We start from the raw sequence: 24,955 nt of genomic DNA, 5'->3' as shown, positions 1-24,955 counted from the left end.
TCCCCTAGCTCCCCTTGCCCCACAACTCTTCGAAGCGGGCGATCCTCTTGTCCACGTCCCGCCGCATCAGCACGAGTTTCGTGCTCGCGATCATCGGGTTCACCGGCTCCGCGTCGGTTCCGCGCCCGCCGTGCAGGTCGGGACTCACCTCGTAGCTGATCGCCCCGTCGAACACGACGAAGTTGTGCACCGGGTAGATCCTCAGATTCTGAGGCAGCGTGGAAACCGACACTATCCTCACCTCGATGTCCATCGACTCCTGCTGCTCACGCAGCTTTCGCAGGTCATGGTCGATGTGGTCGGGAGACTCGACGATGATGAGCCGCCGGATGCTCACGCCTCTGTGGCTGATCGCGTCACGCTGGGCCATGAGGTAGCGGCGGCCGAGGTCGGTCTTCCAGAAGTCGAGGTCCTCGTGGGTGCTCGCGGCGACCATGGTCTCCTCGACCCTGTCGACGAGCGTCAGCAGCCAGTTGCGGTCCTCGCCCTCGTAGTCGACGTGAGCACCCCCCAACTGGCCCATGAGATCCGCCACTCGCTTCAGCTCGGCGTCGACGAACTCCTTGAGGATGCCCCCCGGCGCGGGTTCCAGGGCGGCGACGTTGCGCACCAACCGTTCGACCTCCGCGGACCGCTGGGTGTCGTCGTCGAGTCTGCCCAGGAACTCGAAGATGTCCCCGAAGCGCACGAACCCGTCCGTCACCCGTCTCTCGACGGCCGACGCGTGCTCCTCCAGCCTCGTCCCCAGAACCTTCGTCCCCTTCTCGAAGTCCCTCATGAACTGCACCATCAGGGCGGACGCCCCGATGAGCAGGGACAGCGTGATCTTTGCGACCTCGGAGGCCTCGAAGAGATTGGTGATCACATAGCTGCCGATGCCGAGGACACCCGTGATGCCGACCTTCAGCAGCACCGACTGCGCCCTGTCGGACTCCGCCATCTCATCCCCCGCTTCCGGTCATCGGGCACCGGCCCCCCTCGACAGGACCCCCAGCAGCGCCATCTGATCCCTGATCCGCTGCCCCAGCACCCCCCACTGCCGGCTGAAGCCGGGCTCCCGTTCCAGCGGGCCCCACAGCGGGGCCACGACCGGATCCAGGTGCGCGGCCGGCATCCACAGGTGCAGCAGGTGGTCGACGGCCGGACGCACCGCGAGCAGTGCCCGGTGCGCGTCCGCCGAGCCCAGACGGCTGCGGTCGATCATGGTCACGAGGGTGGTGAGCAGCCAGTCGTGCACGGCGAGGTCCTCGCAGAACCCGGCCGCGGCCGCCCAGTGCGTCTCCGGCGGCAGCCGCAGCCGCGCCGTGCGCAACCCGTCGCCGGCCAGCGTGAACCGCTCGACGGCCGGGTCCGCGCCGGCCGGTGCCCGCAGGACCGCCCAGCGCAGTCGGGTCGGGCGGGACGTGAAGGGCGGCCGGTGGTCCAGCAGGGGCTGCCGGGCCAGCTCCGCGAGCAGCCGTTCGGCCACGGCGCCCAGATCGAGTTCGCCCGGCCGTCCCGCGTCGGCCAGCCAGCCCCCGGCGACGTCCTCGGGGGAGAGCCGTCCGAAGGGCCGTACGATCCCCGGTTCCGCGAGATGCCGCCCCCAGGGGCCGCGTTCACGGACGCCGTCGGCGACGGCGGCGACGCGGGCCGACGCCTGCAGGATCCGGCCGCCGACGAGCAGGGCGCGCGCGGTGACGGTGCCGGCCACGCGGACCCTGGCCCCGGACTCGGCGGGCAGCGGGCAGTCCACCCCGGTGAGGACGTCGGCCGACACGGCGTACGGTCCGGGGCGCGTCGACAGGCGCACCCGGTCGCCCGAACGCAGCCGCAGCAGCCGCTGCGACTCCTCGCCGGTCAAGGTCCCGGAGGTCGCCAGCAGGCGGGTGCGCACCTCTCCCAGGGCCAGCACGGTGTCCGGCCCCGGCACCCGCTCCAGCCGCGCGGCCGTCACTCAGGGCTCCGGGTAGAAGACGTAGGAGGCGCGTTCGGCGACGGATTCGGGCACCGGTACCCGCTCGCGCGCGGAGCGTTCCGCGACCTGGCGCAGGGCGCCCGGGTCCACGGCGAGCTGGTCGAGGACGACACGCACGGCATGCTCGACGGGCAGGAACCGCGAGGAGAGCACGGACCAGGTGAGGTACGCCGAGAACGGTGCCGCGTCCGGGTCGAGCCGGGTCAGCGGCGGCAGGGCGGCCCACTGGTCCGGGAACGGATCCGCGCCCCGGTCACGTGCCCGGGGCACCGGGCCGCCGTGGGCGCGCAGCAGGCCGAGCCGGGCCAGTTGCCAGACGGCGGCGAGGAACGGGCAGGACCAGGTGCGCCGGCCGTCCCGCTCGTCCCACAGTTCGACGTCGGTGAAGACCGAGTGGCGTCGGGCGGCGGTCTCGGCGGGCGGCCGCCAGGCCGGGACCGGCGCCATGGCCTCGGCCGGTGCGGCGGGGCTGCGTTCGCCGTTGGCCAGCCAGCCGGTCTGCCGGGCGGGCGGACGGGATCCGTCGCTGCCCGGCACCGGGGACTCGACCAGCCGTTCGGCCGTCTGCTCCGCCACGGGCGTGCCGTCGGCGACCGCGCACGCGGATTCCCGGGCCAGGTAGTCGATGCCCACTCCGGCCCGTTCCGCCTCCGCCAGCAGGACGGGCAGCACCCGGTCGGGCGAGGAGAAGGGGGTGAAGTAGTCGTCGACGAGGAAACAGGTGCTGATCCGCGGCCGCGCGGTCAGGGCGGCGACCGAGGAGCGGACGGCCTCGATCCAGGGCCGGGCCCGTTCGAAGTGCCCGCGCAGCCGCTCCGGGCCCGCCTCGAAGTCCTCCGCGTACAAGTGGCCGACTTCGAGGGAGACATGGGCGAGGGGCACGGACCGGGTGCGCGGCTCGGCGCTCGTCTCCCGGAACACGCGGGCGGCCGGGCCGGTCATGCCCGCCCCCAGGACTCGGCGTCGGTGAGCCGGCCGGCCAGGTCCTCGAACGCCTGGCGGGTCTGCGGGGTGACGATGCCGCTGTCCAGCACGTCCTCGTCGGTGATCAGCTGTTCGCGCCACTGCAGCACGGGCTCCAGCGGAATGGAGCCGAGCACGCGGGCATAGCCCGCGCCGAGTTCGGCGGCGAGGGCCATGAGGGACTGGTCGCACTGGCGCATCCACGCCGACTGGGTGGGGGTGAGATGGGACCAGGGCGGCGACTCGGGGTCGGGTACGGCGGCCCGTACGAACCGGACGGCGTCCCGCAGGCGTTGCTCGTCGTGCCCGCGCGCCACGCCCGCGGCGACGATGCCCCGGCTGCCGTGGACCAGTCCGGCCGCGGCGATGACGTGCTGCCGGGTCCAGCGGTGGTAGACGAGCCAGCGGGCTTCCAGGCCGCGCAGTTCGGGCCGGGCGGTCACGGCGAGGACCATGTCCGTCGCGAAGCTGCGCCCGGCGCTGAGGTCGACCATGACGAGGTCGAACTCGCCGCTCAGCAGCAGCAGGAGGTCGGCGCAGCGGCGCAGCGCGTCCGCGTCGACGGCGAACTCGCCGCCGCCCTGGTCGCCGGGCAACAGCAGCAGCCGGCCGGAGCCGGCCGGGCGCAGCCTGAGCGCCGAGTGCTCCGTCTCGGCCCAGACGTCGATGCGTGCGGGTTCGGCGATGTGGCCGCGCAGGTAGGAGTGCAGGCCGAGCCCGTCGATGCCGAGGCCGGCGCCGGGGATGTCGAAGACGGCCGCGGTGGTGGGTGAGCCGAAGTCGAAGTCCACGTAGCAGACGTCGTCGCCGTGCAGGGCCCGGCGGTAGGCGAGGTTGGCGGTGGTGACCGAGCGGCCGGTGCCGCCCTTGTCGGACGCGGCGAAGAGGATCACGGCTCACCCGCCTCCCAGTGCGCTCTGTCTGGCCCGGGCCAGCGCGTCCAGGTCGGCGAGGGCGTGCAGGGCGAGGGCGGCTGCCGTGCCGGGTTTCTCCTCGGCGATACGGCCGGCGCGGCGGAGTCTGGACTCGATCGCGGCCAGTTCGAGTCCCTGCGCGCCGTCGGCCCGCACCGACGGGCCCTGCCGCTCGACGCCGAGCAGATGGCCGGCCTCGCTGATCAGGTCCCGGGCCACGACGACGAGGTCGACGCTGCGGATGGGCTGCTGGGCGAGGAGCAGGCTCGCGGCCACCATGGCCTCGACGACGCGTTCGGTCAGGCCCCAGGAGGGCTCGGCCGGCTGTGGTGCCCCGGGGTGGACGCCGCGGACGTCGTCCCACAGGCCGGCACCGGTGCCGTCCCGCCGTCTTCTGCGCCACAGGTGTTCCATCGTCTGCTCCGCCAGCCGCAGCAGCTGCCCCTGGGCAGGCAGGGTCCGGCCCAGGACGCACAACTGGACGGTTCGCTTGAGGAGTTGGGCGGAGAAGTCGTTCACCGTCCAGCTCAGGGGCGGGCCGAGCAGTTCGCTGCCCTCCAGGGGCAGGGCGATGCCGGGGGTGTGCAGGCGCAGGGCCGTCCGTGCGTCCCGGGTCATACGGCTGGTGACGCGCCCGCGTTCGGCGAGCCGTTGCAGGACGTCGACGACGCGGGGCAGGTCGTCGTCGGCGGTGCGTTCCCGGGCGAGGCCGTGCACCAGGATCGAGGTGACGGAGAGGGTGTGGTACTCGGCGACCGGCCCGTCGTCGGCCATGCGCCAGGGGATGTCCGCCAGCGGCCAGTCGGACGGGAGGAAGCGGGCGATGCCCGACCAGTACTGCTGGGCGACCTGCCGGCGCAGCCGCAGCGCCTCGGCGAGCCGCTGCTGGTCGGGGGTGAGCAGCCCGAGTTTGAGGGTGCGGTCGGAGAACAGGTCCACGATCCCGTCGAGCGCGACGACCGTGAAGTAGGGGGACGGCACCGCCGCGGCGCAGCCCTCGGGCTGGGGGCCCGTGTGCTCCTCGGCCGGCACGGGTGCGGCGTCCCGCACGACGCCCCAGGTCCAGCCGCATTCGAAGAGCTGATTGCGCTGGTCGAGGCTGCCGAGGACGTCGGTGCCGAGGTCGAAGTGATCCCTGATGGTGGCGCGCAGCGAGCCGAACCGCCGCTGGAACTCCTCCAGGACGACGCGGTCGGCGACCTTGTCCTGGCCGAGCAGGGCGCACAGCTGCCGGCCGCGCTCGGACTCCGCGTCGAAGACGTTGACGGTGAAGGAGCGCAGCAGCCCCACCATGGCGGCGGTGAGCCGGGCCTGTGCGGCCTCCTTCAGTTCGGCCGCCGTGACGCCGACGGGGTCCCAGGGGCCGCGGCCGGCCAGGTCCTTGAGGAAGCCGAGCGTGGCGAGGCAGAGAGTGATGGACATGGAGAAGGAGTCCACGACCCCGAGCGCGCGCTGCCGGGCGGTCGGCTCCTGTCCGGGATCGCGGGAGGTGAAGTAGCTGCCGCCGCAGAAGCCGGGGGATCCGTCGTCGGCGGTGTGCGTCGCGGTGAACTCCCGGAGCATGCCGCAGAAAACCTCGGGGAGTCTGAGCCTGCCGCCGAGTGCCTTCAGGACGTCCGCCACGTCCTTCTGCATCAGATCGGGGTCGCTGAGCTGGAATGCGGGAATCTCGGTGGCGGGATACATGAGGCACAGGAGGCGTTCGGCGTCCTCCACGCTGCTGCGCCCGCCGTGCGGACCCCAGTTCCATTTTCCGTCGGTGACGGAATGCCGTGCGATGCTCGACCAGATGGCCAGCAGCTGCTCCCGCGGATTGATCTGCACCTGCCCCCCTGATTTCCTTCTCCGGCCTTTCGAGTGCCGGTGGTGCCTTCCGGGCTAGCCGCCGAAGCGGTCGGCGGATTCGGAATTCCTCAGTCCGCAGGCGACGATCATTCCGCTGTATCCGGAACGAAACGGGGGGACGGAGGGATCGACGACGGTGATCTCGAAGGAATCCGCGTACCGGGCGAGGCAGGCGTGCACGTGCTCCGCCGCCACGTTGCAGGCGGGATAGGACTCCGCGCCCACCGCGTAGCCGGCCGACCCCTGGACGAACGCCGCGGCGAACGGCGCGCCCGGCTCCAGCGAGCCCAGGAAGCACGCGACGGCCCGCTCGAACTCCGTGTGCGAGGTGGACATCGACTCGGCCACGAAGAACATGGTGCCGATCTCCCAGCCGGCCGGGGGCAGGTCGAACAGGTTGCCGTGCTCGACCCGGGCCACCGAGCCGAGCAGGGAGCGCGGTTCGGTGATCGCGCCGTAGGCGGGCCGCTGGGCGAGGATGTCCCAGAACTGACCCCACAGCCACTGCCCCCGGTCCGAAGGCAGCGCCCACTCCTGCCGCTTGAGCCACTCCACGTTCGCCGCGGACCGGTCGCAGAGGGTGATCTCGTGGCACCAGGGCAGGAGGGAGAGCGCGGGGTAGAGATTCGCGCCCGTGCCGACGTCGATACCGCGGAGCGGAACATGTCCGTCGCCGCCGAAATGTGCGGCGAAATGATCGCGGACGATCGCGAGGATCCGGGAGTCCTCGCCGGTCAGAGAGCGGTAGTTGACATCCACGTACGCACGTGCATCGAATGAATCCCACGGAGCGTCGTCATTGAGTACCTGAACAAGCGGCTCACGCACTCTCTGCCCCCTCGTATCGATCGTCCCATGGTATGAGGGAATGCCCCGTTCGGGGCCACTATAGGGAGAAGTCCCGTGGCGGATAGTGTGCCTCGGCACGCTCTCGAGCCGCAGCACCCACAATTCGACATCCCGGCACAGGGGTTCGATACACCCGATACCCCTTGGCCCCTCAACTCACGCTTCGAGGAACGGAATGACTGCACCGACCGGCGATCCCCTCTCCGCACGTCCCTTGGAACGGCCCGACCGGGTCGGCCGGCAGGTGCGGATGCGCGTGGCGACCGAGCAGGACCTGCCCCGGCTCGCCCGCCTCGACGAGCAGATCTTCACCGAATTCGCCTACCCGTTCTTCGCGTTGCGCCAGCTGATGGACGTGTGCGGGGACGATCTGCTCGTGCTCGACGACGGCGCGGACCTGCTCGGGTACGTGCTCGCGGGCACCCGGCCCGACCGGAAGCGGAGCTGGATCCTCGGGCTCGGGGTCGACGCGCGGATGCGGGGCCTCGGCCTGGGGCGCAAGCTGATGGAGGCGGCGCTGGATCTGATGCGCACCGAGGGTGTGGTGGAGGCGGCACTGACCGTGGACCCCGAGAACGCCACGGCGCTCGCGCTGTACAGTTCGTTCGGCTTCGTCCAGGTCGAGGACAGGAAGGACTACTTCGGTCCCGGCCAGCACCGTCTGATCATGGTGCGTCCGGTGTGAGCGTCGCCCGCCGGCACCTCGGCGGGGCCACCGGTACGTCAGCTGCTCGACCCTGAGCGGGAACGGCGTCGTCTCCACGTGCCGGACCCCCTCCAGCCGGCCGTGGCGCAGGCGACGGTCGCCGGCGCGGCGTCCGCGTCCGCGTCCAGGGCGCGGAGCGGGCGGGCGTGGCGGGCGGGGCCCGGCCCTGGTCAGGGCGGAACGGGGCAGTGCCGGTGGTGTGACGTAATCCGGCGGAGCGGCGCTGGACAGGGAAACGACAGCACAGCGTGGATGACGGCCGGGGGGACGGCCGGGGGGCCGTAATCGGGTCGTACAGATTCGGTGGAGATTACGGCACCGAAACTTACTGAAGCGTAAGGATTCTGTCCGACCCTTCCCCATGTGAGGGTATTTTCCAGGCGTCGGCCGGACCATACGTGAGCATTGCTCTGTTTCGCACCCCCTCCCGTCCCGTCTCCGCGTGGGGTAGCTTTCACGGCCTGTGCTGAGCGTCCTGTGCTGAGCGTCACTGAGGAGCGAGGAGCGGGGAGCGAGGTTTGCGCGAGTTCACCAACCCTCCGTCGACGTCGGCGCCGCCGGTTGGCGGCCTGGCCGACGTCGTCTTCGAGCGTGCCCTGAAGGACCCGCTGCACGTCGCGCTGGGCCGCAAGGACGAGCTCGGGCAGTGGCGGGACGTGACCTCGGCCGAGTTCCGGGACGAGGTGCTCGCCCTGGCCAAGGGGCTGCTGGCCGACGGCATCCGGTTCGGCGACCGGGTCGCCATCATGTCCCGCACCCGCTACGAGTGGACCCTCTTCGACTTCGCCCTGTGGACGATCGGCGCCCATGTGGTGCCGGTCTACCCCACGTCGTCGGCCGAGCAGTGCTTCTGGATGCTGTACGACTCCGAGTGCACGGCCGCGGTCGTGGAGCACGAGGACCACGCGATGACAATCGCCACCGTCATCGACCGGCTCCCCCAGCTGCGACGGCTGTGGCAGCTGGACTCGGGCGCCGTGCAGGAGCTGTACGACGCCGGCGCCCACCTCGACGACGACATGGTGCACCGGCACCGGCAGGCGGTCACGCCCGACTCGATCGCCACGATCATCTACACCTCGGGCACCACCGGCCGCCCCAAGGGGTGCGTCCTGTCGCACGGGAACTTCATGTTCGAGGCGGACACCGTCATCCGGCGCTGGGAGCCGGTGTTCCACTCCAAGAAGGGCGACGAGGCGGCGACGCTGCTGTTCCTGCCGCTGGCGCACGTCTTCGGGCGGATGGTCGAGGTGGCCGCGGTCCGCGGCGGCGTCCGCTTCGGACACCAGCCGCAGCTGAACGCCGCGGCGCTCCTGCCCGACCTGGCCGCCTTCCGGCCGACGTTCATCCTGGCCGTGCCGTACATCTTCGAGAAGGTGTACAACGCGGCCCGCCGGAAGGCGGAGAAGGACGGCAAGGACGGGCCGTTCGAGAAGGCCGTCGAGGTCGCGGTGAAGTACGCGGACGCGGTGGAGGCGAAGGCCTGGGGCACCGGGCCCGGTCCTTCGGCGGGTCTGCGCATGCAGCACCAGCTCTTCGACAAGCTGGTCTACTCGAAGGTACGCGCGGCGATGGGCGGCCGTATACGGAATGCGATGTCCGGCGGTTCGGCGATGGACCGCCGGCTGGGCCTGTTCTTCGCGGGCGCGGGCGTACAGATCTACGAGGGCTACGGCCTCACCGAGTCGACCGCGGCCGCCACCGCCAACCCTCCCGGGCGCACCCGCTACGGCACGGTCGGCCAGGCCGTCCCGGGCACGACCGTGCACATCGCGGACGACGGGGAGATCTGGCTGCACGGCGGCCATGTCTTCCAGGGCTACCTCAACAACCAGAAGGCCACCGACGGGACCCTGCACGACGGCTGGCTGGCCACCGGCGACCTGGGCTCCCTGGACGAGGACGGCTACCTCACCATCACCGGCCGCAAGAAGGAGATCCTGGTGACCTCCGGCGGCAAGAGCGTGTCGCCGGGCGTGCTGGAGGAGCGCGTCCGCGACCATCCGCTGGTCCACCAGTGCGTCGTCGTCGGCAACGACCGCCCCTACATCGCGGCCCTGGTCACCCTGGACCAGGAGGCCGTCGAGCACTGGCTGCAGATGCGCGGCAAGCCACAGATGACTTCGGCGCAGCTGGTGCGCGACGCCGACCTGGAGGCGGAGGTGCGGCGCGCGGTGGTGGCCGCCAACACCCTCGTCTCTCAGGCCGAGTCGATCCGCACCTTCCGTATCCTGGCCCAGCCGTTCACCGAGGAACACGGCCTGCTCACCCCGTCGTTGAAGCTGAAGCGCAAGGCGATCGAGAACGCCTACGCCAACGAGGTGGAGGCCCTCTACCGGACCTGACGCGCTGTCAGGTGATGTTCACGCGGAAGATCTTGTCGGATCCGTCCGCCGCGCCACCGTTGTTGTCGCAGTTGGTGGTCGACAGCCACAGCTGGTCGGCGCCGGGCACCTTGGTGACCGTGCGCAGCCGGCCGTACGTGCCGACGTAGTACGCGGTCGGCGTGCCGACGCTCTCGTTGTCGCCGTTGATCGGGATGCGCCACAGTCGTTCGCCGCGCAGGGACGCCATGTAGACGACGTTGCGGACGATGGCGATGCCGCTCGGCGAGGCCTCCGAGACGTTCCAGGTGGCCTTGGGATTGGTCATGCCGGAGACACTGCAGCTGCCCTCGCAGGTCGGCCAGCCGTAGTCGGCGCCCGGTTTGATCAGGTTGAGCTCGTCCTTGGAGCTGTTGCCGAACTCCGCCTCCCACAGCCGCCCGTTGCGGTCGAAGGCGAGGCCCTGCGGATTGCGGTGGCCGTAGCTGTAGACGTAGTTGCCGAAGGGGTTGCCGGGGGCGGGCTTGCCGTCCGTGGTCATGCGCAGGATCTTGCCGTTGAGGGAGTTCTTGTCCTGTGCCAGGTCGGGCGTCTGGGCCTCGCCGGTGGAGACGTACAGATAGCCGTCGGGGCCGAAAGCGAGGCGTCCGCCGTTGTGGTAGCGGTTCTTCTTGATGCCCTGGAGCAGGATCGTGTAGGTGCTCAGCGAGCTGCCGTCGTACGTCATGCGGACGACCCGGTTGCCTTCGGACGCCGTGTGCATGAAGTACACGTAGTGGTTCGTCTCCCACCTGGGATCGACGGCCACGCCGAGCAGCCCGCCCTCGCCGTTGGTGGTGACGGCGTCGGGGACGGTACCGACCTGGGTCTTCGTGCCGCCCTTGGTCAGCTTCCAGACGCGGAAGCCGTCGCGCTCGGTGACCAGGGCGGACTGGCCGTCGGGCATCCAGTAGGTGCCCCAGGGGATGGTCCAGCCGGAGGAAAGGGTGGCGATCGAGGACGGGACGCCGCCGTCGGTCGCGCATGACTTGGTGGTGAAGGTGACCGTGTTGCTGGGCTCGGAGACGTTGCCGGCCGCGTCGCGGGCGACGACGTCCAGGGAGTACGGGCTGTTGCAGGCGAGGCCGGTGAGGGTGGTCGTCGTGCCGGTGGCGACCGTCTTGTAGACCGTCGACCCGCTGCGGATGTCGTATGCGGTGACCCCGCGGTCGTCGGTCGACGCGCCCCAGCCGAGGTCGACCGTATTCGATGTGATGTCGACCGTGGACAGTGTGCCGGGCTTCGTCGGTGGGGTCGTGTCGGAGCTGGGCTTCGTCGTGCAGTCGACGACCGGGCTGGCCGGGGAGGTGTTGCCGGCCGCGTCGCGGGCGATGACGGTGAGGTTGTAGGTGGTGTTCGGGGCGAGCCCGGTCAGTTCCTCGCTGGTGGCGCTGCCCACCGCCTCGCCGATCTTGTTGCCGTGTTCGTAGATGTCGTACGCCGTGACGCCCACGTTGTCGGTGGACGCGCCCCAGGCGAGGGTGAGGCCGGTCTCGCCGATGCCCGAGCAGCTGGGCCGGCCGGGCCGGGCGGGGGCCTGGGTGTCGGCCGCGGCGGCGATGCTGATGCGGTCGAGGTTGGGGCCGCCGTTGGCGGTGGTGGCGGTCGCGCGGATCTTGTTGGTGCCCGCGCCGAGCGGGACGTCGACGGTCTTCGTCGCCCAGGTGTTCCAGTCGGCGGTGGCCGGGAAGGAGACGCCGGACGCGACGACCGTGCCGCCCACGGAGATGTCCATGGGCCGGTCGGTGGACGTTCCGTTGGCGAAACGCAGGGTGAGCGACGAGGTGCCCGCGGCGGCCGCGCTCACCGTGAACTCCACATAGGAACCCTTGACGTTGGTGTAGTCGACGAAGCCGGTGCCCGTGTAGCCGGTGTGGTTGGTGGCCACCGTGCCCTGCGAGATCGTCGCGTCCTCGGCCTGGTGGTCGGTGGCCGCGAGGGCGGTGCCCTGGCTCAGACCGGCCAGGGGCAGCGCGAGGACCGCGGCAAGGCCGTAGGGCAGAACTCTTGTGAGATTCATGGATGTTCCCCTCAGCCCGTGAACTGGGCGAAGACCTTGAGGTAGTCGTACGGCTGCTGCGACACGCCGCTGCACGCGTCACCGTCGCTGCCCGAGCCGCAGGCGCGGTCGCGGTTCACGGACCAGTAGGTGAGGCGCCCGATGTGGTGCTGCTGGGCGTAGGCGAGCATCGCCTTGAAGTCGGCGACGCGTACGCGTTCACCGGAGTCGTCCGTCCTGCCGTTCATGGACGACAGGCCGATGTGGGCGTAGGCGGTGGCGTCGCCGTAGCCGTACGCCGACTTGACCCGCGCCTTGAGACCCTCCATGGCCTGGGTGGTGAGGGTGCCCATGTTCGTGGTGCCGCCGCCGAAGTCGAACGGCATGACGCACCAGACGTCGTTCGCGAGGCCCGAGTTCGCGGCCCGCTCGATCATGTCGACGCCGGTGGAGTCGGGGCCTCCGGTCGTCGTGCCGAAGGTGATGACGGTCTTGAGGCCGGGGTTGCCGGCCTTGACCTTCTTCAGCGCGTCGACGACGCGTTGCCGCACGGTGGCACTCGCCCACTCGGGGTTCTCGATGTCGATGTCGAGGGCCTTCAGCCGGTAGGCGTCGATCACCTTCTGGTAGGCGCCGGCGAGCGCCGAGGCGCTGGAGCACTTCTCGCCGAGCTTGGCCCCGCTCCAGCCGCCGACGGAGACGACCACGTCACCACCGGCCGATCTGATCGCGTTGATCTTCGCCTGGTCGTCACCGCCGGTCAGCGGGCGCGAGCCGTCCCACTTGGGGTTGCAGGTGCCGTCGGAGAGCATGAACGCCAGGGTGAACCACTTGACTCCGGTCGCCGACATCACCGAGGTGGGGCTGGGCGGGGCGCCCCAGCCGAGGTATTCGTAGGGTGCGACGGCGAAGCCCGGTGAAGCCGCCGCCGTGCGCGGGGAGTCGACGGGTTTCACCCGGATCAGCCGGGTCTCGCCCGGGCGCAGGGTGGCGCTGTAGGAGTTCGCGATGACGCCCTTGTGGGAGCCGGACCACAGGTCGGTGACGTCGCCGGAGCCGGTGAAGCCGACCTGTGACCAGTTCAGGCTCACCGTGGAGCTGGCGGAGGTGCCGGTGTTGAACAGCGCCACGACGTACTGGCCGTCGCTCTCCTTCTTGCTCCACACCTGCCGCACACCGCCGTTCACGATCCGCTCGGCGGCCACCCCGTCCTGGTCCACGCCGATGAGCCGGTCGTTGGCGAGCATGGCCTTGTCGACGGAGCCGAGGTGGGTGAGGTCGGTGCCGAGCAGCAGCGGCGCGGCCGCCATCGCCCACAGGGTGAAGTGCGAGCGCCGCTGGTCGGCGGTGAGGCCCGCCTGGTCGCCGTTGCCGATCTCCAGGGAGTCCAGATCGTTCCAGCCGCCGGATCCCGCGTACGGTTGCCAGGATGCCGCCGAGTTGAAGCGGGCCAAGACATGGGACCAGTCGGTCAGCGGATAGCCGCTGCCGTTGGCACCGGACCCGCAGTAGCACTCCACGTCGCCCTGGGTGCGCCAGCTGTTGGCGAGCCGGCGCCAGGTGGACGCGTCGGCGATCGGCAGGTTGTTGGAGAGCGCGAAGGTGATCGGTCGTCCGGTGGCGCGCAGGGCCTTGTCCCAGGCCTGGACGTCGGGAACGTCCTGACTGCCCACACCGTCGATCTTCAGATAGTCGACTCCCCAGGAGGCGAACTGCTTCGCCCACGAGTTCACGAACTCCTGCGCGCCCGGCTTCCCGTAGTCGATGTAGTACATGTTCTTGCAGTTGTAGTTCTTCTCCGTCTTCGAGGTGTCCGCGATGTCCTTCGCGTGATACGGCGTGCCCTCGATCGGGGTGTTCTTCGTGACAGCGTTCTTGGCGATGCCGGGGGTGACGTAGAAGCCGAACTTCAGGCCCTTGGAGTGGACGTAGTCGGCGAGCGCCTTGACACCACCGGGGAACTTGTCGGTGTCCACGGCCCAGCGGCCGTAGGAGTCGACGACGAACCCGTTGGAATCGCACTTCTGCCAGAAGTCGTCGAGGTTGACGTGGACGAAGCCGTGGTCCTCCAGGCCGCTGGAGACCAGCGCGTCGGCCTGTGCCTTGATCTTCGCCTCGGTGGGCCAACGGCGTACGAAGCTCCAGCTGCTCCAGCCCATCGCGGGCCGGACGGACTGGCCGTTGTCGGAGGCGGCCGCCGGGTGGGCGGCGCCCATGAGCGGCACCGCCGCGGCGACGAGCAGACCGGCCACCGCCGCCGTGAGTGATCTGATCCGGTTCATGCGTGTCCCCCGTTCGCGGGTGCCGCGTAGGACGTGCCGAGCCACGCCTCGTCCACACGCAGCCGCTTGTAGCGGGTGGTGTCGGTGGCGGCGGCCCAGGTGGTGTCGACTTCGAGGCGTACGTAGCGTGCGGTGGCGGCGGTGAGATCGATGCCCTGGATTCCGCGGCGGCTGGGCAGTTGGCCGGTTTTCACGGCGCTGCCCCAGGTGGTGCCGTCGTCGCTCAGGAACACCTTGTAGTCCTTGATGCGGGCGGACTGCTCGGTGTCGGAGCGCGCGTAGGCGACGGAGTCCTCGCGCTGGTTGAGGCCGATGTACTGCACCTTCTTCGCCGAGCCGAGGTCGAAGGTGAGGTTGACCGGCAGGGTCTTGTCGTTGTCCCAGTAGGTGAGGTGGTCGTCGTCGCCGGCCGCCGTGCCGGTGTGACCGCTCACCGAGGCGCTCGCGGTCACCTTGACGCCGGAGAGGATGCCTTGGCGGCCGACGGTGGTGACCTTGAAGACGGTGTCGTACGGATCCCAGGAGCCGAGGCCCGTCAGGCTCAGGACACCACCGGACTGCGACCACGAAACGGCCGCTCCCGTACGGAGGTCGGTGACGGACGCGATCCGGTAGCCGTTGTCGCGGATGCGCAGGGTGCTGGCGGAGGGGGGTGTGAGGACGTGGACGTATTCGAGGTCGGGGTCGGTCTTACTGATCGTCGTCACGCCGCGCGCGCCGTCGTTCCAGAAGCCGGGTTTGAGGCCGCCGTACATGTAGCCACCGCCCTCGGTGCCGTGCAGGGACTCCCAGATGCGGTCGAGGTAGGTGTTCGCAAAGTTGTTGAAGGCTGCCTGGTTGGCCGGGAACTCTCCGTCGACCTGCGCGGTCTCGGCCATCAGGGCCTTGACCGAGGACCCGGCGTTGGTGATGAGCCTGCCGAGGGTGAGCATACGGTCGACGGAGGGGTCGGAGCCGTCGTACCACCAGGCGCCGGACGAGGGCAGCTTGAAGTCGGCCTCGGTCAGGCGGGGCTGGGCGGTGTACACAGCCTGCGGGTAATCGTATGCAGGCGTCATCCCCGACTTCTGCTCATTGCTGATCATGTCCATGATCGGCGTGTCTTCGTTGTTGTTGCTGAGCGTGTAGTTCGGGCGCTTCTGGTAGATCTGCGCGTACAGGTTGTGGCTCTCCCAGTACGCGTTGTCGTTGTCGATCCAGAAGCCGCCGAGGTCGGGGTAGCGGTCCATGACCTCGAAGAAGTTGTCGTAGCTGAACTGCCCGAAGCCGTCGCGGGTGGTGAGGTCGACGTTCTTGCCCTTGTAGGCGGAGTAGGCGGCCGAGTCGAGCCATTCGTGACCGCCCTCGTCGTGCCACTTCGGGTCGTCGGTCATGTAGAGGATGACCTTCATTCCCTTGGCCTTGGCGGCATTGACCAGCTCGCCGAGGAAGTCCCTCTTGGTGGCGCAGGAGCCGGGGATCTTCGAGGGCCAGGGGCGGGCGTAGCCGAGCCGGCTGTGGAAGGTCGCCAGCACAAGGTATTGCGTATGCAGTTTGCGGGCCTCGTTCACCCAGTAGTCGGGCGTCCAGCCGCCGTTCGTGACGTCGTTCTCCCAGGCGGTGCAGTTGGTGTGGGCGGGGGTGGTGCGCAGGCCCCAGTGCAGGAAGAGGCCGCCGACGGAGTTGCGGAGGAAGTCCTGGCGGGGGTTCTCCAGGTCCAGCGGTCGCGCGCCGCTCGAACAGTTCTCGGTGGATCCGCTGCTCGACACCCGTAGCGTCACGCCCGTCAGGCAGTACCCGTCGACGTCCTGGAGGCCCATGTCGTAGGGCGAGTCGGAGCCACGCCGAGCGGTGAACCGGGTGAACCGGATCCCGCGCGCCGCGTTGGCGATGACCGCCGGGCGGCCGTCGTCCGCGGCGAACTTCACCGAACTGTCGGTGAATTGCACGTTGTCGGCCTCGTGCAGGTACCAGCCGTAGGCCGGCCGGGTGCCGATGGCCTTCGGGTTGTAGTCCTTGGGATCGTTGCCCGGCACTCCGGTGGACATGGTGCCGTTGCCGCCGGGGACCGTGATGTCGACGTGGTTGAAGGTCACCCCGTTGATCGGGTGACCGGCCTCGCCCCACAGGGTGGGGCTGAAGGAGGGGCTGCTCCCGGCGGCCGTGATGTTGTCGTACGTCACGTCGCTGATCGATCCGACGCCCGGGCTGTTGCCGCAGCGTTTGCGGGTGCCGATCTTCTGCATGATCGGCGAGTGGACGTCCGTCATGGTGATGTCGCGGTAGTGGACGTCGGAGATCTTCGCGCCGTCCATGGAGACCATGCCGAGCCCGGACTTGTCGGCGCCCTCGATGCGGATCTTCTCGAACTGGTAGTCGGAGAAGTCGCCGCAGGTCTCGGAGCCGAACATCAGGGCGTTGCAGCACTTCGCCGACAGATACGAATCGCTCACCCGGACATGGCCGTTGGGGAGCTTGGCCCCGAGGGCGTAGTCGCTCTTGAAGACCAGGGCGTCGTCGTTGGCCTCGATGTTCGCGTTCGTCACCGTGACGTTCGTGGTGGAGATGACGTTCCAGCCGTCGCGGTCGCTCGCGGTGTCGATGGTCAGATGGTCCGAGGTGACGTTCTTGCAGCCGTTGACGAGTGCGGCGAAGTGCCCTCCGCGGCGGAGCGTGAGCCCGTCGCCGATCCGCAGACCGTTACAGCGCGTCAGCGAGATGATCTTGTCGGCCTCGCCGGACTTCGGGTTGCCGGTGATGAGGTTGCCGAGCCCGTCGATGACGCCGCCGCCGACGAAGCCGATGTTCGTCAGCCGGTCGCCGTAGATCATCGCGTTGTGGAAGTGGCTGTGCCCGTAGTCCTGGTACTTGTCGTTCGGGTTGGACTCGGGGGCGTCGTAGGTGTCCGCCGACGAGCCTTGGATCGTGGCGCCGGTGTCGACCTGGAGCGTCACGTCGCTCTTCATGTGGATGGTGTTCTTGGACTTGTACGTGCCGGCCGGGAAGCGGACGGTGCCGCCGCCGGCCGCGTTGGCCGCGGTGATCGCCTTGTCGATGGCGGGTGTGTCGTTGGCCGAGCCGTTGCCCTTGGCGCCGTAGTCGCGCACGTCGTAGACGGCGGCGCGGGCTGCGGGCCGGTGGGCGGCGGAGGCCGGGGGGTGGGCGAGTCCGAGGACGACGGCGAACGCGCAGAACACGGTCGCCGCCCAGTTTCCGCGGTGCGTGGGGGGTTTCATGTGGGCAGGGTTCCTCACACGAGTTGGTAGCCGCGCAGGTCGGTGAGCAGGAGGTAGGTGTTCTGCAGGGAGCCGGAGGTGTCGCCGAGGGAGCGGTAGATGCCCCACTTCGGGCGGACGCGGTCGGCCAGGAAGGTGTCGACGCCGGTCCTCGACTTGTCGATCACCGTCGTGGAGCCGGACTTGAGGATCCAGCGGACCGAACCCGCCGAACCGTTGCCGACCTTGATCTGGAAGTCGACGTCGGTCCACTTGTCGTGCAGCGGCGCGAGGTCGGTGCGGCCGACGAGGATGTCGTCGACCGCCAGCCTGAGCTCGATGGTCTGGACACCGTTCACCCGGCGCAGGGACTGCACGACGATCGGCGAGGTGCCGTTGCCGGGCTGCTTCATCTGCATGATGTGGGTGAAGGTGGTGGTCGCCTCGAGCGAGCTCGGGATGTACATCGAGTAGGTGATCCGCCAGGTCTGGCCCTCGGCCCACTTGAGGTAGCTGCTGCCGCTCGTGCGCAGGCCCGTGACCTCCTGTCGCTGGCGGTCCGTCGACGTGTCGCGGTCGACCGTATGCATGGTGAAGCGCCAGTTGTCGCCGGTGGCGTAGATGTGCGGCTGCCCGGCCGGGTGGGAGTCGGCGCGGTCGTCCTCGACGGTCTCGAAGGCGCCGAGGCCGTCGCCGCTCGCCGTCGGCGACCATTTCAGCTGCCAGGAGGCGGCCGAGGCCGGGGTTGCGGGCAGGCCGACCGCGGCAGCGGCGGCGGCTCCGGCCGCGCCGCCCAGCAGACCCCGTCTGGAAGCACTCCGCCTGGATGTGGTCATGTCACTAATCACCTCGCAACTGCTCGTTCATGATCAGGAAGGCCCCGAGGCCGTGGAGGTCGTTCGTGGCCCTGGTGCGGGCGACGTAGTACGCGTAGTCGCCGACGTTGGTGCCGACGGAGATGTCGGCGAGGTTCGTGCGGCCGTCCGCGCCCACCGAGAGCCGCGCGAGCACGCCCTCGTAGCCACGCCGTGCGACGGCCGCGAAATGCCGGTCCAGATAGCCCTGTCGGGCGCCCCGGGAGAGGGCGTAGGTGAACATGCTGGAGCAGGACGTCTCGGTCCAGTTGTCCGCGCGTCCGCCCTTGTCGACGACCTGGAACCAGCGTCCGGTCGTCGGATCCTGGTACTTCTCCAGGCCGGCCGCCAACCGCTCGAGAATTCCGAGGAGCTGGGGCCTGCGCGGATGGCCGGCCGGGAGCGCGTCGAGCACGTTCACGATCGCCATCGAGTACCAGCCGATGGCCCGGCACCAGTGCTCGGGCGCGAGACCGGTGCGCGGATCGGCCCAGCTCACGGACTTCGACTCGTCGTAGGCGTGCTTCAACAGGCCGCTTGCGACCTGGAGATGGCTGCCGTAGACGTACAGCTGCTCGGCCGCCTCGTCGTCGGCGTACCCGCTGTCGCCGAACTCCCTGCCGTACTCGACGAGGAACGGGTCGACCATGTAGACGCCGTCCGCCCACAACTGGTGGGCGCGGCTGCTGTTGTCCGCGTGCCAGAAGCCGCCGTCGCTCGTGCGCGGGTAGGTGTTCAGACGGTCTCGGATCTTCTTCGCGGCCTTGCGGTAGCGGTCCCGGCCCGTTTCGTGGTGCAGGATCACCAGGAGGCGGCCCGCCTGCATGCTGTCGAGGCTGTCGAAGGACTGGCCGATCGAGCCGTCGCTCTTCACGAAGCGGTCGACGTAGTCCTCGACGTAGGCGAGATAGCGGGGGTCGTGGGTGCGTTCGTAGGTGAGGTACTGGCCGTAGAGGTAGAGGCCCACCGGGTACGACCAGCCGCCGATGGTGGCCGGCGTGTAGCGGGCCATGGTGGAGTCGACGACAGCCGTGGACCAGTCGGGGGCGGCGGCCGGGCGGGATGCGGCGACGGCGGGCGTCGGCACGGCCGCGGGTGGCACGGCCGCGGTCACGGTCGCGAACGCGGCGGCCGTCAGTGCCGCGCGCAGGAGTCGGCGCCTCATGTTCCTCCCTCTCGGTAGGCGTAGGCGAGGTCGCCGCGCGGGCGGGGCCCGTGCACGAGATCGCGTACGAGGTGGTGGTCGGGGGCGTGCCGGCAGGCGGGGTCGGTGCGGGTGGCGTCGCCGGTGAGCGCGTACGCCTGACATCGGCAGCCGCCGTGGTCGGTGGTGCGCAGGGCGCAGCTTCGGCAGGGGTCCCGCATCCAGGACTCGCCGCGGAAGGCGTTGAAGGCCTTCGACTCCCGCCAGATCCAGTCGAGTCGCCGGTCCTTCACGTTCGGCGGGTCGAGGCCGGGCAGGGCGGCGGCGGCCGGACACGGCAAGGCCGTGCCGTCGGGGGCGACGGTGAGCGAGACCCTGCCCCAGCCGCCCATGCAGGGTTTCGCCGTGGCGTCCACGAGGTCGGGGGCGACCCACACCAACTCCGGTGTGCCGCCCAGCCGTCGACGCCAGCGCGTCACTGTGTCGCGGGCCCGGCCGGTCTGTGCGGGGGTGGGCAGCAGGGCCGCCCGGTTACGCTGCGCCCAGCCGTGGAACTGGGTGTTGGCGAGCTCGATCCGGTCCGCGTCCCAGGCCACGCCGAGGGCGATCAGGTCGTCGAGGGCATCGAGGTTGCCGCGGTGCAGGACGATGTTCAGCCCGAGGGGCAGTCCCGCCACCCGGACCAGCCGGGCGGCGCGCTCCTTGGCCGCGAACGAGCGGGCGCCCGCGATGCGTTCGGAGAGTGCCGCGTCCGCGTGCTGCACGGACAGCTGCACGCTGCGCAATCCGGCGGCCACGAGTGCCGCCAGCCGCCGCTCGCTCAGGCCGAGCCCGCTGGTGACGAGCTGGGTGTACAGACCGGCGGTGTCGGCGGCGGCGACGACGGCCGGCAGATCGTGCCTCAGCAGCGGTTCACCGCCGGACAGATGGGTCTGTACGACCCCCAGGGCGGCGGCCTGCCGGAACACGTCGGCCCACTGCCGTGCGCTCAGCTCTTCTGACCGACCGACCAGTTCGACGGGGTTGGAGCAGTACCCGCAGCGCAGCGGGCAGCCGTGGGTGAGCTCGGCGAGCAGGGCCCACGGGGGATCCGGTGTCATGTCAGCCAGCCCTCCTTGCGCAACGTGGCCAGGAAGTAGGGGACTTCGGCGGCGACGGGGGCACCGGGGTACCCGGCCAGGAGTTCGGCGACGATCTCCCGTACCTCCCGGCTTCCGTCGCACAGCCGCAGCACGCCGCCCGCCCGGCCGTGCAGGACGACCACGCGTTCGGGCAGCAGCAGGAGGTCGGTGCCGCGCACCCGGTCGTGGCGCAGGACCACACCCCGGGACAGGGCGGGGCGCCAGGTCACGGACCGCTCCCGGTGCCGCTGTCGCCCCTGTCGCCCCCGTCGCCCTGGTCGCTCCCGGCGCCGCTGTCGCCCTCGTCCACGGAGTCCAGCAGCGCCCACAGCACCTCGCACTTGAAGGCCAGTGCGGCCACCGCCCGCTCCTGCTGTTCCCGAGTGCGGGCCCAGGACAGGACGAGGGCGAGGGCCTCCTCTCCGTCGCGGGCGCCCTGGTCGACGCGGGTGCGGAAGTAGGCGAGTCCGGCCGGGTCGATCCACGGGTAGTGGTGTTCGAAGGCGGCGATGCGGGTGCGCATCAGGCCGGGTGCGGACAGCTCTGTCAGGGAGGCGGCGACGGCCTCCAGCACGGGACGCAGGCGGCAGAAGGCGACGTACCGCTCCACCGCCTGCCGCACTCCGGGCAGCACCCGGGAGGCGTCCCACAGCTCGTCCCGGGTGAGGCCGGCCGCCTCACCGAGCCGCAGCCAGCGCTCGATGCCGCCCTCGCCGTCGGTCGTGCCGTCGTGGTCGCGGATGCGGCGCAGCCACGAGCGGCGGAGCGCGGGCCGGTCCAGCTTGGCGAGGATGAAGGCGTCCTTGACGGGGATGTGCCGCTGGTAGTGGAAGCGGTTGGCGATCCATCGGCGGAGTTCGCCGGGGGCCAGTTCGCCGCGGTGCATACGGAGGTTGAAGGGATGTCGGTCGTGGTAGCGCTCGGCGGTGACGGCGCGCAGCCGCCCGGTGAACTCGGCGGTGGGCCACGGGAGGGCGGTGCCGTCGACGCGTACGGGTGTCGCGGTCATGGTGGGGGCCGTACGGCGGGTCAGCGGTCGCCGAGGGCGTAGCCGGTCACTTCGAGCGCTGTGTCCACGACGGTGTAGCCGGGGCTTTGCCAGACCGTTTCATCCGATGTCTCCTGAACGGTCCGTTCCGGCTGTCGGCCCTCGGGCAGGGTCTCGTTCATGGGTACGTACTCGCTTTCCTGAGGTGGGGGTCTGAAAAGCGCAGACAGGACGCGATGGGAATGCGATGGCCGAGAGCAAGGGCATTCACATGCGTGCATCAAGTTCATCGATGCGTTCGGTGGCGCGATACAGAGTCCCGGGACGGCAGGCAGCGGTCAATGGTCCGGACCGATAACGTCGGATGCGTTTCCGGCCATTCTCGGCCTGCGCGACTGACTCGCCGGTCAGTTCCGACGGATTCGGCGGTCAGGAATGCATCCGGGCCCGTGATCGTTGACGATGGTGGTACCACCTGTCGACAACCGAAGGATCAAGAGCTCGTGAGCAGCAAGGTCCCCCCGATCATCCTCAACAACGGCGTCGAGATGCCCCAGCTGGGGTTCGGCGTCTGGCAGGTGCCGGACGACGAGGCCGAGCGCGCCGTCGCCACGGCGCTCGAGGCCGGGTACCGCAGCATCGACACAGCGGCGATCTACGGCAACGAAGAGGGCACCGGCAAGGCGATCGCCGCCTCGGGGCTGCCCCGCGAGGACATCTTCGTCACCACCAAACTCTGGAACAGCGACCAGGGCTACGACGCCACACTGCGCGCCTTCGACGCGTCCCTGGAGAAGCTGGGCCTGGACCACCTCGACCTGTACCTGATCCACTGGCCGCTGCCGGCCCGGGGCAAGTACATCGACACCTACAAGGCGTTCGAGAAGCTCCTGTCCGACGGCCGGGTCCGCGCCATCGGCGTCTCCAACTTCCTTCCGGAGCACCTGGAGCGGCTGATCTCGCAGACCTCGGTCATCCCGGCGGTCAACCAGATCGAGCTCCACCCGCATCTGCAGCAGCACGCGGCCCGCGAGTTCCACGCGCAGCAGGGCATCCACACAGAGGCCTGGTCGCCGCTCGGTCAGGGCAAGGGGCTGCTGGAGGTCCCGGCGATCGTCGCCATCGCCCAGAAGCACAACCGCACGCCGGCCCAGGTCGTGCTGCGCTGGCACCTCCAGCAGGGCCACATCGTGATCCCCAAGTCCGTGACCCCGTCCCGGATCAAGGAGAACATCGCCGTCTTCGACTTCAGCCTGGACACCGAGGACCTCGCGGCGATCAGCGCGCTGAACGAGGACCGGCGCCTGGGCCCGGACCCGGCCGCCTTCGACATGGGCTGACACCCGCCCGCGTACGACCGTACGCCCCGCCGCGCAGGACGTCCGCGCAGCGGGGCGTACGCACACCGGACCCCCGCGTCCGGCCGGCTCCCCCGGCGCGGGGCGTCAGTCGGGGCGCACGTCGGCGTGGACGACCTCGAACTCCTCCAGCCCGGTCACGGTGGCCTGCGCTTTGGCCACACCTTCGTGCCGGACCAGGGCCAGGGCCGTGCGGGCCGCGGCCAGGGAGTCCCGGTCGACGAACAGGACACTGACCAAGCCGCGCCCACGGTCCCGGTCGGTGAACAGGGAGGTCCTGGCCAGCCCCGGGAGGGTCTCCAGCCGGGGGAGCACGCCGACCTGGTACGTGTCGACGACAAGGTCCGTGTCCAGGGGGTCGAACTCCAGCCTGGCCAGGCGCAGTCCGCCGCCCGCCCTCGGCATCCGGACGGCATGGAAGACCGCCACCTCGTAGTTGTCGACCGCCACGGTCCCGGCGAACGGCTCCAGGAGGTCCCCGCGCCGCTCGCGCATCACTTCGTCGCTGTTGTGTCTGGTCTCCTCGGAGTCCCACCAGCTCACCGCGAACAGCTTGCCGAGTTCCCGGTCCACGAAGACACCCGCGCCCCGGTATCCCGGCCGCTCTTCGAGAAGATCCCGGCCTTCCGAGTTCAGGGCTCTGACGGCCGTGTCGATCTTCGCGGGATCGCCGGTCACGTAAACGGTCCGTACGAACATGACCCCTCGCCTCCCAGAACCACGTGATATCGGACACGAAATTTCCGGAATGTTCGATATCGTCAGTCTCATGTGGGGAGCGAATCACCGCAAATGACACCCGGCGGCATCGAGGGAACCCGTTCGCGCCATAGGGCTTGACGAGGCCACGTAAAGAGGTCACCTTGGAGCAAACCCGGTAAGGAAACTTTCCTAACAGAAGGGTCCCCCACAGTGCGCATTCGAACACTGACCCTCGCCGCGGCCTCCGGGGCCGCACTGCTCGCCGCCGGAGTGCTCCCCGCAAGCGCCTCCGGCACCACCACCCCGACATCCGCCCAGGAGGGCTCGGTCGGCGCGGCCGACCTGCTCGCCAAGGTGACGTCCTGTTCACAGATATCCAGCGGCAAGTACAAGACCGACGACGAGACCTCGGCCACGGTCCCCGTGTGCGGCAAGAACGGCGCGGTGTTCTGGAAGGCCGACATGGACGTCGACTGCGACGGCCAGCGGACCTCCCACTGCAACGAGGACACCGACCCCTGGTACCAGGACGACACGGCCTTCCACCAGTCGGACGGCAAGCCACTGAAGGCCGAGTCGCTGCCCTACGTCGTCGTGCCCAGCTCCAGCAGCATCTGGAACTACTCCGGGGCCGGCATCAAGGGCGGCGGCGTGGTCGCCGTCATCTACAACAACAAGGTCGAGTACGCGGTCGTCGGCGACACCGGCCCCACGAAGATCATCGGCGAGGCCTCGTACGCCACCGCCAAGGCGCTCGGCATCGACCCCGACCCCGCGACCGGCGGCGCCGACTCCGGCGTGACATACATCCTGTTCAAGAACTCCAAGGCCTCCCCCATCGAGAGTCACAGCGCGGCGGTGACTCTCGGGGACCAGCTGGCGAAGCAGTTCATCCAGAACAACTGAGCCGGCTCCGACGGCTCGTCCGGGAGGGGAGAACGGCCCGGTACCGCGTCCTGCCGCGGTACCGGGCCGTGCGTCGACGAGCCCTGCCCGCAGGTCAGTTGGGCTGGCCGATCGGGCGTACGACGACGGTGTTGACGTCGACGCCATCCGGCTGCCGGATCGCCCACACGATCGAGTCGGCGATCTGCTCGGCGGTGAGGAGACGGCCGGGCGGCAGGCTGCCGTTGCCGTCCCAGAAAGGCGTCTCCACCCTGCCGGGAGCGATCAGGGTGACGCCGACGCCGAACTCCGTGACCTGACGACGGGTGTTCTCGGCGAGCCCGGTGACCGCCCACTTCGTCGCTCCGTAGATGTTGCCGGGCGTGGGCACGAACCCGGCGACGCTGCCGACCAGCACGATCCGGCCGCGGGTCTCCTTCAGCGCGTCGACGGAGGCGCGGATGAGCAGAGCGGGACCGAGGACGTTGGTCAGCACCATCTCGGTCCAGCCCGCCGGGTCGCCGTCGGCCACCGAGTCGTGAGTGGCGAAGCCGGCGTTGGCCACGACGGTATCCAGTCGACCGTATGCCTTGAGGGTACGGTCGACCGCATCCTGTATGTCGTCGAATGCAGACGCGCTACCGACGACCGTCAGCAGTTCGTCGGGATTCCCCAGACTGTCGGCGAAATCCCGCAGTCTGTGCTCCCCGCGCCCGGTGACAGTGACGCGGTACCCGGATTCCAGCAGCCGCCGGGCGACGGCGGCGCCGATGCCGCTTCCGCCACCGGTGATGAGCGCGACCGGAGAGTCGGTCATGGTTACCCCCTGTG

The 24,955-nt window shown here is 69.8% G+C and carries 21 protein-coding genes; 4 read left to right on the top strand and 17 right to left on the bottom strand.

What is annotated here, in order from left to right:
• Nucleotides 1–4 precede the first annotated feature (4 nt).
• The 6 genes from ACIPSA_RS13225 to ACIPSA_RS13200 are packed head-to-tail and all read right to left on the bottom strand — an operon-like array spanning nt 5 to nt 6,507.
• A complete protein-coding gene (locus ACIPSA_RS13225) occupies nt 5–940 on the bottom strand; it encodes a hypothetical protein (protein WP_402632958.1) in 936 nt (311 codons plus the stop codon).
• An 18-nt stretch (nt 941–958) separates the two neighbouring features.
• Entirely contained in the window at nt 959–1,936 is a 978-nt protein-coding gene (locus ACIPSA_RS13220; RefSeq protein ID WP_402632955.1) for an SCO2521 family protein, read from the bottom strand.
• Nucleotides 1,937–2,899 (bottom strand): SCO2522 family protein, encoded by a 963-nt coding sequence (locus ACIPSA_RS13215; RefSeq protein ID WP_402632952.1) that lies wholly within the window; start codon nt 2,897–2,899, stop codon nt 1,937–1,939.
• Nucleotides 2,896–3,813, bottom strand: a complete 918-nt coding sequence (locus ACIPSA_RS13210) for an SCO2523 family variant P-loop protein (RefSeq protein ID WP_402632949.1) — start codon at nt 3,811–3,813, stop codon at nt 2,896–2,898. Before ACIPSA_RS13210 ends, ACIPSA_RS13215 begins: the two co-directional genes overlap by 4 nt.
• 3 nt (nt 3,814–3,816) lie before the next feature.
• The gene (locus ACIPSA_RS13205) at nt 3,817–5,658 is read right to left on the bottom strand and encodes an SCO2524 family protein (protein ID WP_402632946.1); all 1,842 of its coding nucleotides are present in this window, start codon (nt 5,656–5,658) and stop codon (nt 3,817–3,819) included.
• 54 nt (nt 5,659–5,712) lie between these two features.
• On the bottom strand, nt 5,713–6,507 hold the full coding sequence (locus ACIPSA_RS13200; RefSeq protein ID WP_402632943.1) for an SCO2525 family SAM-dependent methyltransferase: 795 nt from the start codon (nt 6,505–6,507) through the stop codon (nt 5,713–5,715).
• 196 nt (nt 6,508–6,703) lie between these two features.
• Between ACIPSA_RS13200 and ACIPSA_RS13195 the strand changes: the two genes are divergently transcribed.
• Nucleotides 6,704–7,213, top strand: a complete 510-nt coding sequence (locus ACIPSA_RS13195; protein WP_402632940.1) for a GNAT family N-acetyltransferase — start codon at nt 6,704–6,706, stop codon at nt 7,211–7,213.
• A 539-nt stretch (nt 7,214–7,752) separates the two neighbouring features.
• A complete protein-coding gene (locus ACIPSA_RS13190) occupies nt 7,753–9,579 on the top strand; it encodes an AMP-dependent synthetase/ligase (protein WP_402632937.1) in 1,827 nt (608 codons plus the stop codon).
• A gap of 7 nt (nt 9,580–9,586) precedes the next feature.
• On the opposite strand, the gene ACIPSA_RS13185 is transcribed toward ACIPSA_RS13190, so the two are convergent.
• Genes ACIPSA_RS13185 through ACIPSA_RS13145 form a run of 9 tightly spaced genes read right to left on the bottom strand, consistent with a single transcriptional unit; the run spans nt 9,587 to nt 21,361 of the window.
• Nucleotides 9,587–11,617 (bottom strand): PQQ-dependent sugar dehydrogenase, encoded by a 2,031-nt coding sequence (locus tag ACIPSA_RS13185; RefSeq protein WP_402632935.1) that lies wholly within the window; start codon nt 11,615–11,617, stop codon nt 9,587–9,589.
• Nucleotides 11,618–11,628: 11 nt separating this feature from the next.
• Nucleotides 11,629–13,878 (bottom strand): alpha-galactosidase, encoded by a 2,250-nt coding sequence (locus tag ACIPSA_RS13180; RefSeq protein WP_402632932.1) that lies wholly within the window; start codon nt 13,876–13,878, stop codon nt 11,629–11,631.
• Nucleotides 13,875–17,093, bottom strand: coding sequence for a glycosyl hydrolase family 28 protein (locus ACIPSA_RS13175; RefSeq protein WP_402632930.1), 3,219 nt, complete (start codon nt 17,091–17,093; stop codon nt 13,875–13,877). The genes ACIPSA_RS13180 and ACIPSA_RS13175 overlap by 4 nt, the downstream gene beginning before the upstream one ends.
• A 14-nt stretch (nt 17,094–17,107) precedes the next feature.
• Complete coding sequence (locus tag ACIPSA_RS13170) at nt 17,108–17,908, bottom strand: heparin lyase I family protein (protein ID WP_402632927.1); 801 nt, start codon at nt 17,906–17,908, stop codon at nt 17,108–17,110.
• A 4-nt stretch (nt 17,909–17,912) separates the two neighbouring features.
• On the bottom strand, nt 17,913–19,091 hold the full coding sequence (locus ACIPSA_RS13165) for a glycoside hydrolase family 105 protein (protein WP_402632925.1): 1,179 nt from the start codon (nt 19,089–19,091) through the stop codon (nt 17,913–17,915).
• On the bottom strand, nt 19,088–20,170 hold the full coding sequence (pqqE, locus tag ACIPSA_RS13160; RefSeq protein WP_402632922.1) for a pyrroloquinoline quinone biosynthesis protein PqqE: 1,083 nt from the start codon (nt 20,168–20,170) through the stop codon (nt 19,088–19,090). The genes ACIPSA_RS13165 and pqqE overlap by 4 nt, the downstream gene beginning before the upstream one ends.
• The gene (gene pqqD, locus ACIPSA_RS13155; RefSeq protein ID WP_402632920.1) at nt 20,167–20,421 is read right to left on the bottom strand and encodes a pyrroloquinoline quinone biosynthesis peptide chaperone PqqD; all 255 of its coding nucleotides are present in this window, start codon (nt 20,419–20,421) and stop codon (nt 20,167–20,169) included. Before pqqD ends, pqqE begins: the two co-directional genes overlap by 4 nt.
• A complete protein-coding gene (pqqC, locus tag ACIPSA_RS13150) occupies nt 20,418–21,200 on the bottom strand; it encodes a pyrroloquinoline-quinone synthase PqqC (RefSeq protein ID WP_402632918.1) in 783 nt (260 codons plus the stop codon). The genes pqqD and pqqC overlap by 4 nt, the downstream gene beginning before the upstream one ends.
• 20 nt (nt 21,201–21,220) lie before the next feature.
• Nucleotides 21,221–21,361 carry a pyrroloquinoline quinone precursor peptide PqqA gene (locus ACIPSA_RS13145; protein WP_402632916.1) on the bottom strand — a complete coding sequence of 47 codons (141 nt, stop codon included), beginning with the start codon at nt 21,359–21,361 and terminating at the stop codon, nt 21,221–21,223.
• A 321-nt stretch (nt 21,362–21,682) separates the two neighbouring features.
• Here ACIPSA_RS13145 and ACIPSA_RS13140 point away from each other — a divergent pair, with 321 nt between their 5' ends.
• The gene (locus tag ACIPSA_RS13140) at nt 21,683–22,519 is read left to right on the top strand and encodes an aldo/keto reductase (protein ID WP_402632913.1); all 837 of its coding nucleotides are present in this window, start codon (nt 21,683–21,685) and stop codon (nt 22,517–22,519) included.
• A gap of 105 nt (nt 22,520–22,624) precedes the next feature.
• On the opposite strand, the gene ACIPSA_RS13135 is transcribed toward ACIPSA_RS13140, so the two are convergent.
• Complete coding sequence (locus ACIPSA_RS13135; RefSeq protein WP_402632910.1) at nt 22,625–23,215, bottom strand: hypothetical protein; 591 nt, start codon at nt 23,213–23,215, stop codon at nt 22,625–22,627.
• A 234-nt stretch (nt 23,216–23,449) separates the two neighbouring features.
• Here ACIPSA_RS13135 and ACIPSA_RS13130 point away from each other — a divergent pair, with 234 nt between their 5' ends.
• Nucleotides 23,450–24,145, top strand: coding sequence for a glycoside hydrolase family 75 protein (locus ACIPSA_RS13130; protein ID WP_402632908.1), 696 nt, complete (start codon nt 23,450–23,452; stop codon nt 24,143–24,145).
• Between the two features lie 94 nt (nt 24,146–24,239).
• Here the strand turns inward: ACIPSA_RS13130 and ACIPSA_RS13125 are convergent, their stop codons facing one another.
• The gene (locus ACIPSA_RS13125; RefSeq protein WP_402632906.1) at nt 24,240–24,941 is read right to left on the bottom strand and encodes an SDR family oxidoreductase; all 702 of its coding nucleotides are present in this window, start codon (nt 24,939–24,941) and stop codon (nt 24,240–24,242) included.
• Between the last annotated feature and the right edge of the window lie 14 nt (nt 24,942–24,955).

It is taken from the genome of Streptomyces sp. NPDC086549 (genome assembly GCF_044746205.1).
In the GTDB taxonomy this organism is placed as follows: Bacteria; Actinomycetota; Actinomycetes; order Streptomycetales; family Streptomycetaceae; genus Streptomyces.
The sequence above is the reverse complement of the archived record's forward strand: the minus strand, read 5'-3'. Positions and strand labels throughout refer to the sequence as shown.

What these genes read in the sequence shown, in the direction of transcription:
- ACIPSA_RS13225 (WP_402632958.1), bottom strand. Translation starts at nt 940, where the DNA reads ATGGCGGAGTCCGACAGGGCGCAGTCGGTGCTGCTGAAGGTCGGCATC.
- ACIPSA_RS13215 (WP_402632952.1), bottom strand. Translation starts at nt 2,899, where the DNA reads ATGACCGGCCCGGCCGCCCGCGTGTTCCGGGAGACGAGCGCCGAGCCG.
- ACIPSA_RS13195 (WP_402632940.1), top strand. Translation starts at nt 6,704, where the DNA reads ATGACTGCACCGACCGGCGATCCCCTCTCCGCACGTCCCTTGGAACGG.
- ACIPSA_RS13185 (WP_402632935.1), bottom strand. Translation starts at nt 11,617, where the DNA reads ATGAATCTCACAAGAGTTCTGCCCTACGGCCTTGCCGCGGTCCTCGCG.
- ACIPSA_RS13180 (WP_402632932.1), bottom strand. Translation starts at nt 13,878, where the DNA reads ATGAACCGGATCAGATCACTCACGGCGGCGGTGGCCGGTCTGCTCGTC.
- ACIPSA_RS13175 (WP_402632930.1), bottom strand. Translation starts at nt 17,093, where the DNA reads ATGAAACCCCCCACGCACCGCGGAAACTGGGCGGCGACCGTGTTCTGC.
- ACIPSA_RS13170 (WP_402632927.1), bottom strand. Translation starts at nt 17,908, where the DNA reads ATGACCACATCCAGGCGGAGTGCTTCCAGACGGGGTCTGCTGGGCGGC.
- ACIPSA_RS13165 (WP_402632925.1), bottom strand. Translation starts at nt 19,091, where the DNA reads ATGAGGCGCCGACTCCTGCGCGCGGCACTGACGGCCGCCGCGTTCGCG.
- pqqE (WP_402632922.1), bottom strand. Translation starts at nt 20,170, where the DNA reads ATGACACCGGATCCCCCGTGGGCCCTGCTCGCCGAGCTCACCCACGGC.
- pqqC (WP_402632918.1), bottom strand. Translation starts at nt 21,200, where the DNA reads ATGACCGCGACACCCGTACGCGTCGACGGCACCGCCCTCCCGTGGCCC.
- ACIPSA_RS13145 (WP_402632916.1), bottom strand. Translation starts at nt 21,361, where the DNA reads ATGAACGAGACCCTGCCCGAGGGCCGACAGCCGGAACGGACCGTTCAG.
- ACIPSA_RS13125 (WP_402632906.1), bottom strand. Translation starts at nt 24,941, where the DNA reads ATGACCGACTCTCCGGTCGCGCTCATCACCGGTGGCGGAAGCGGCATC.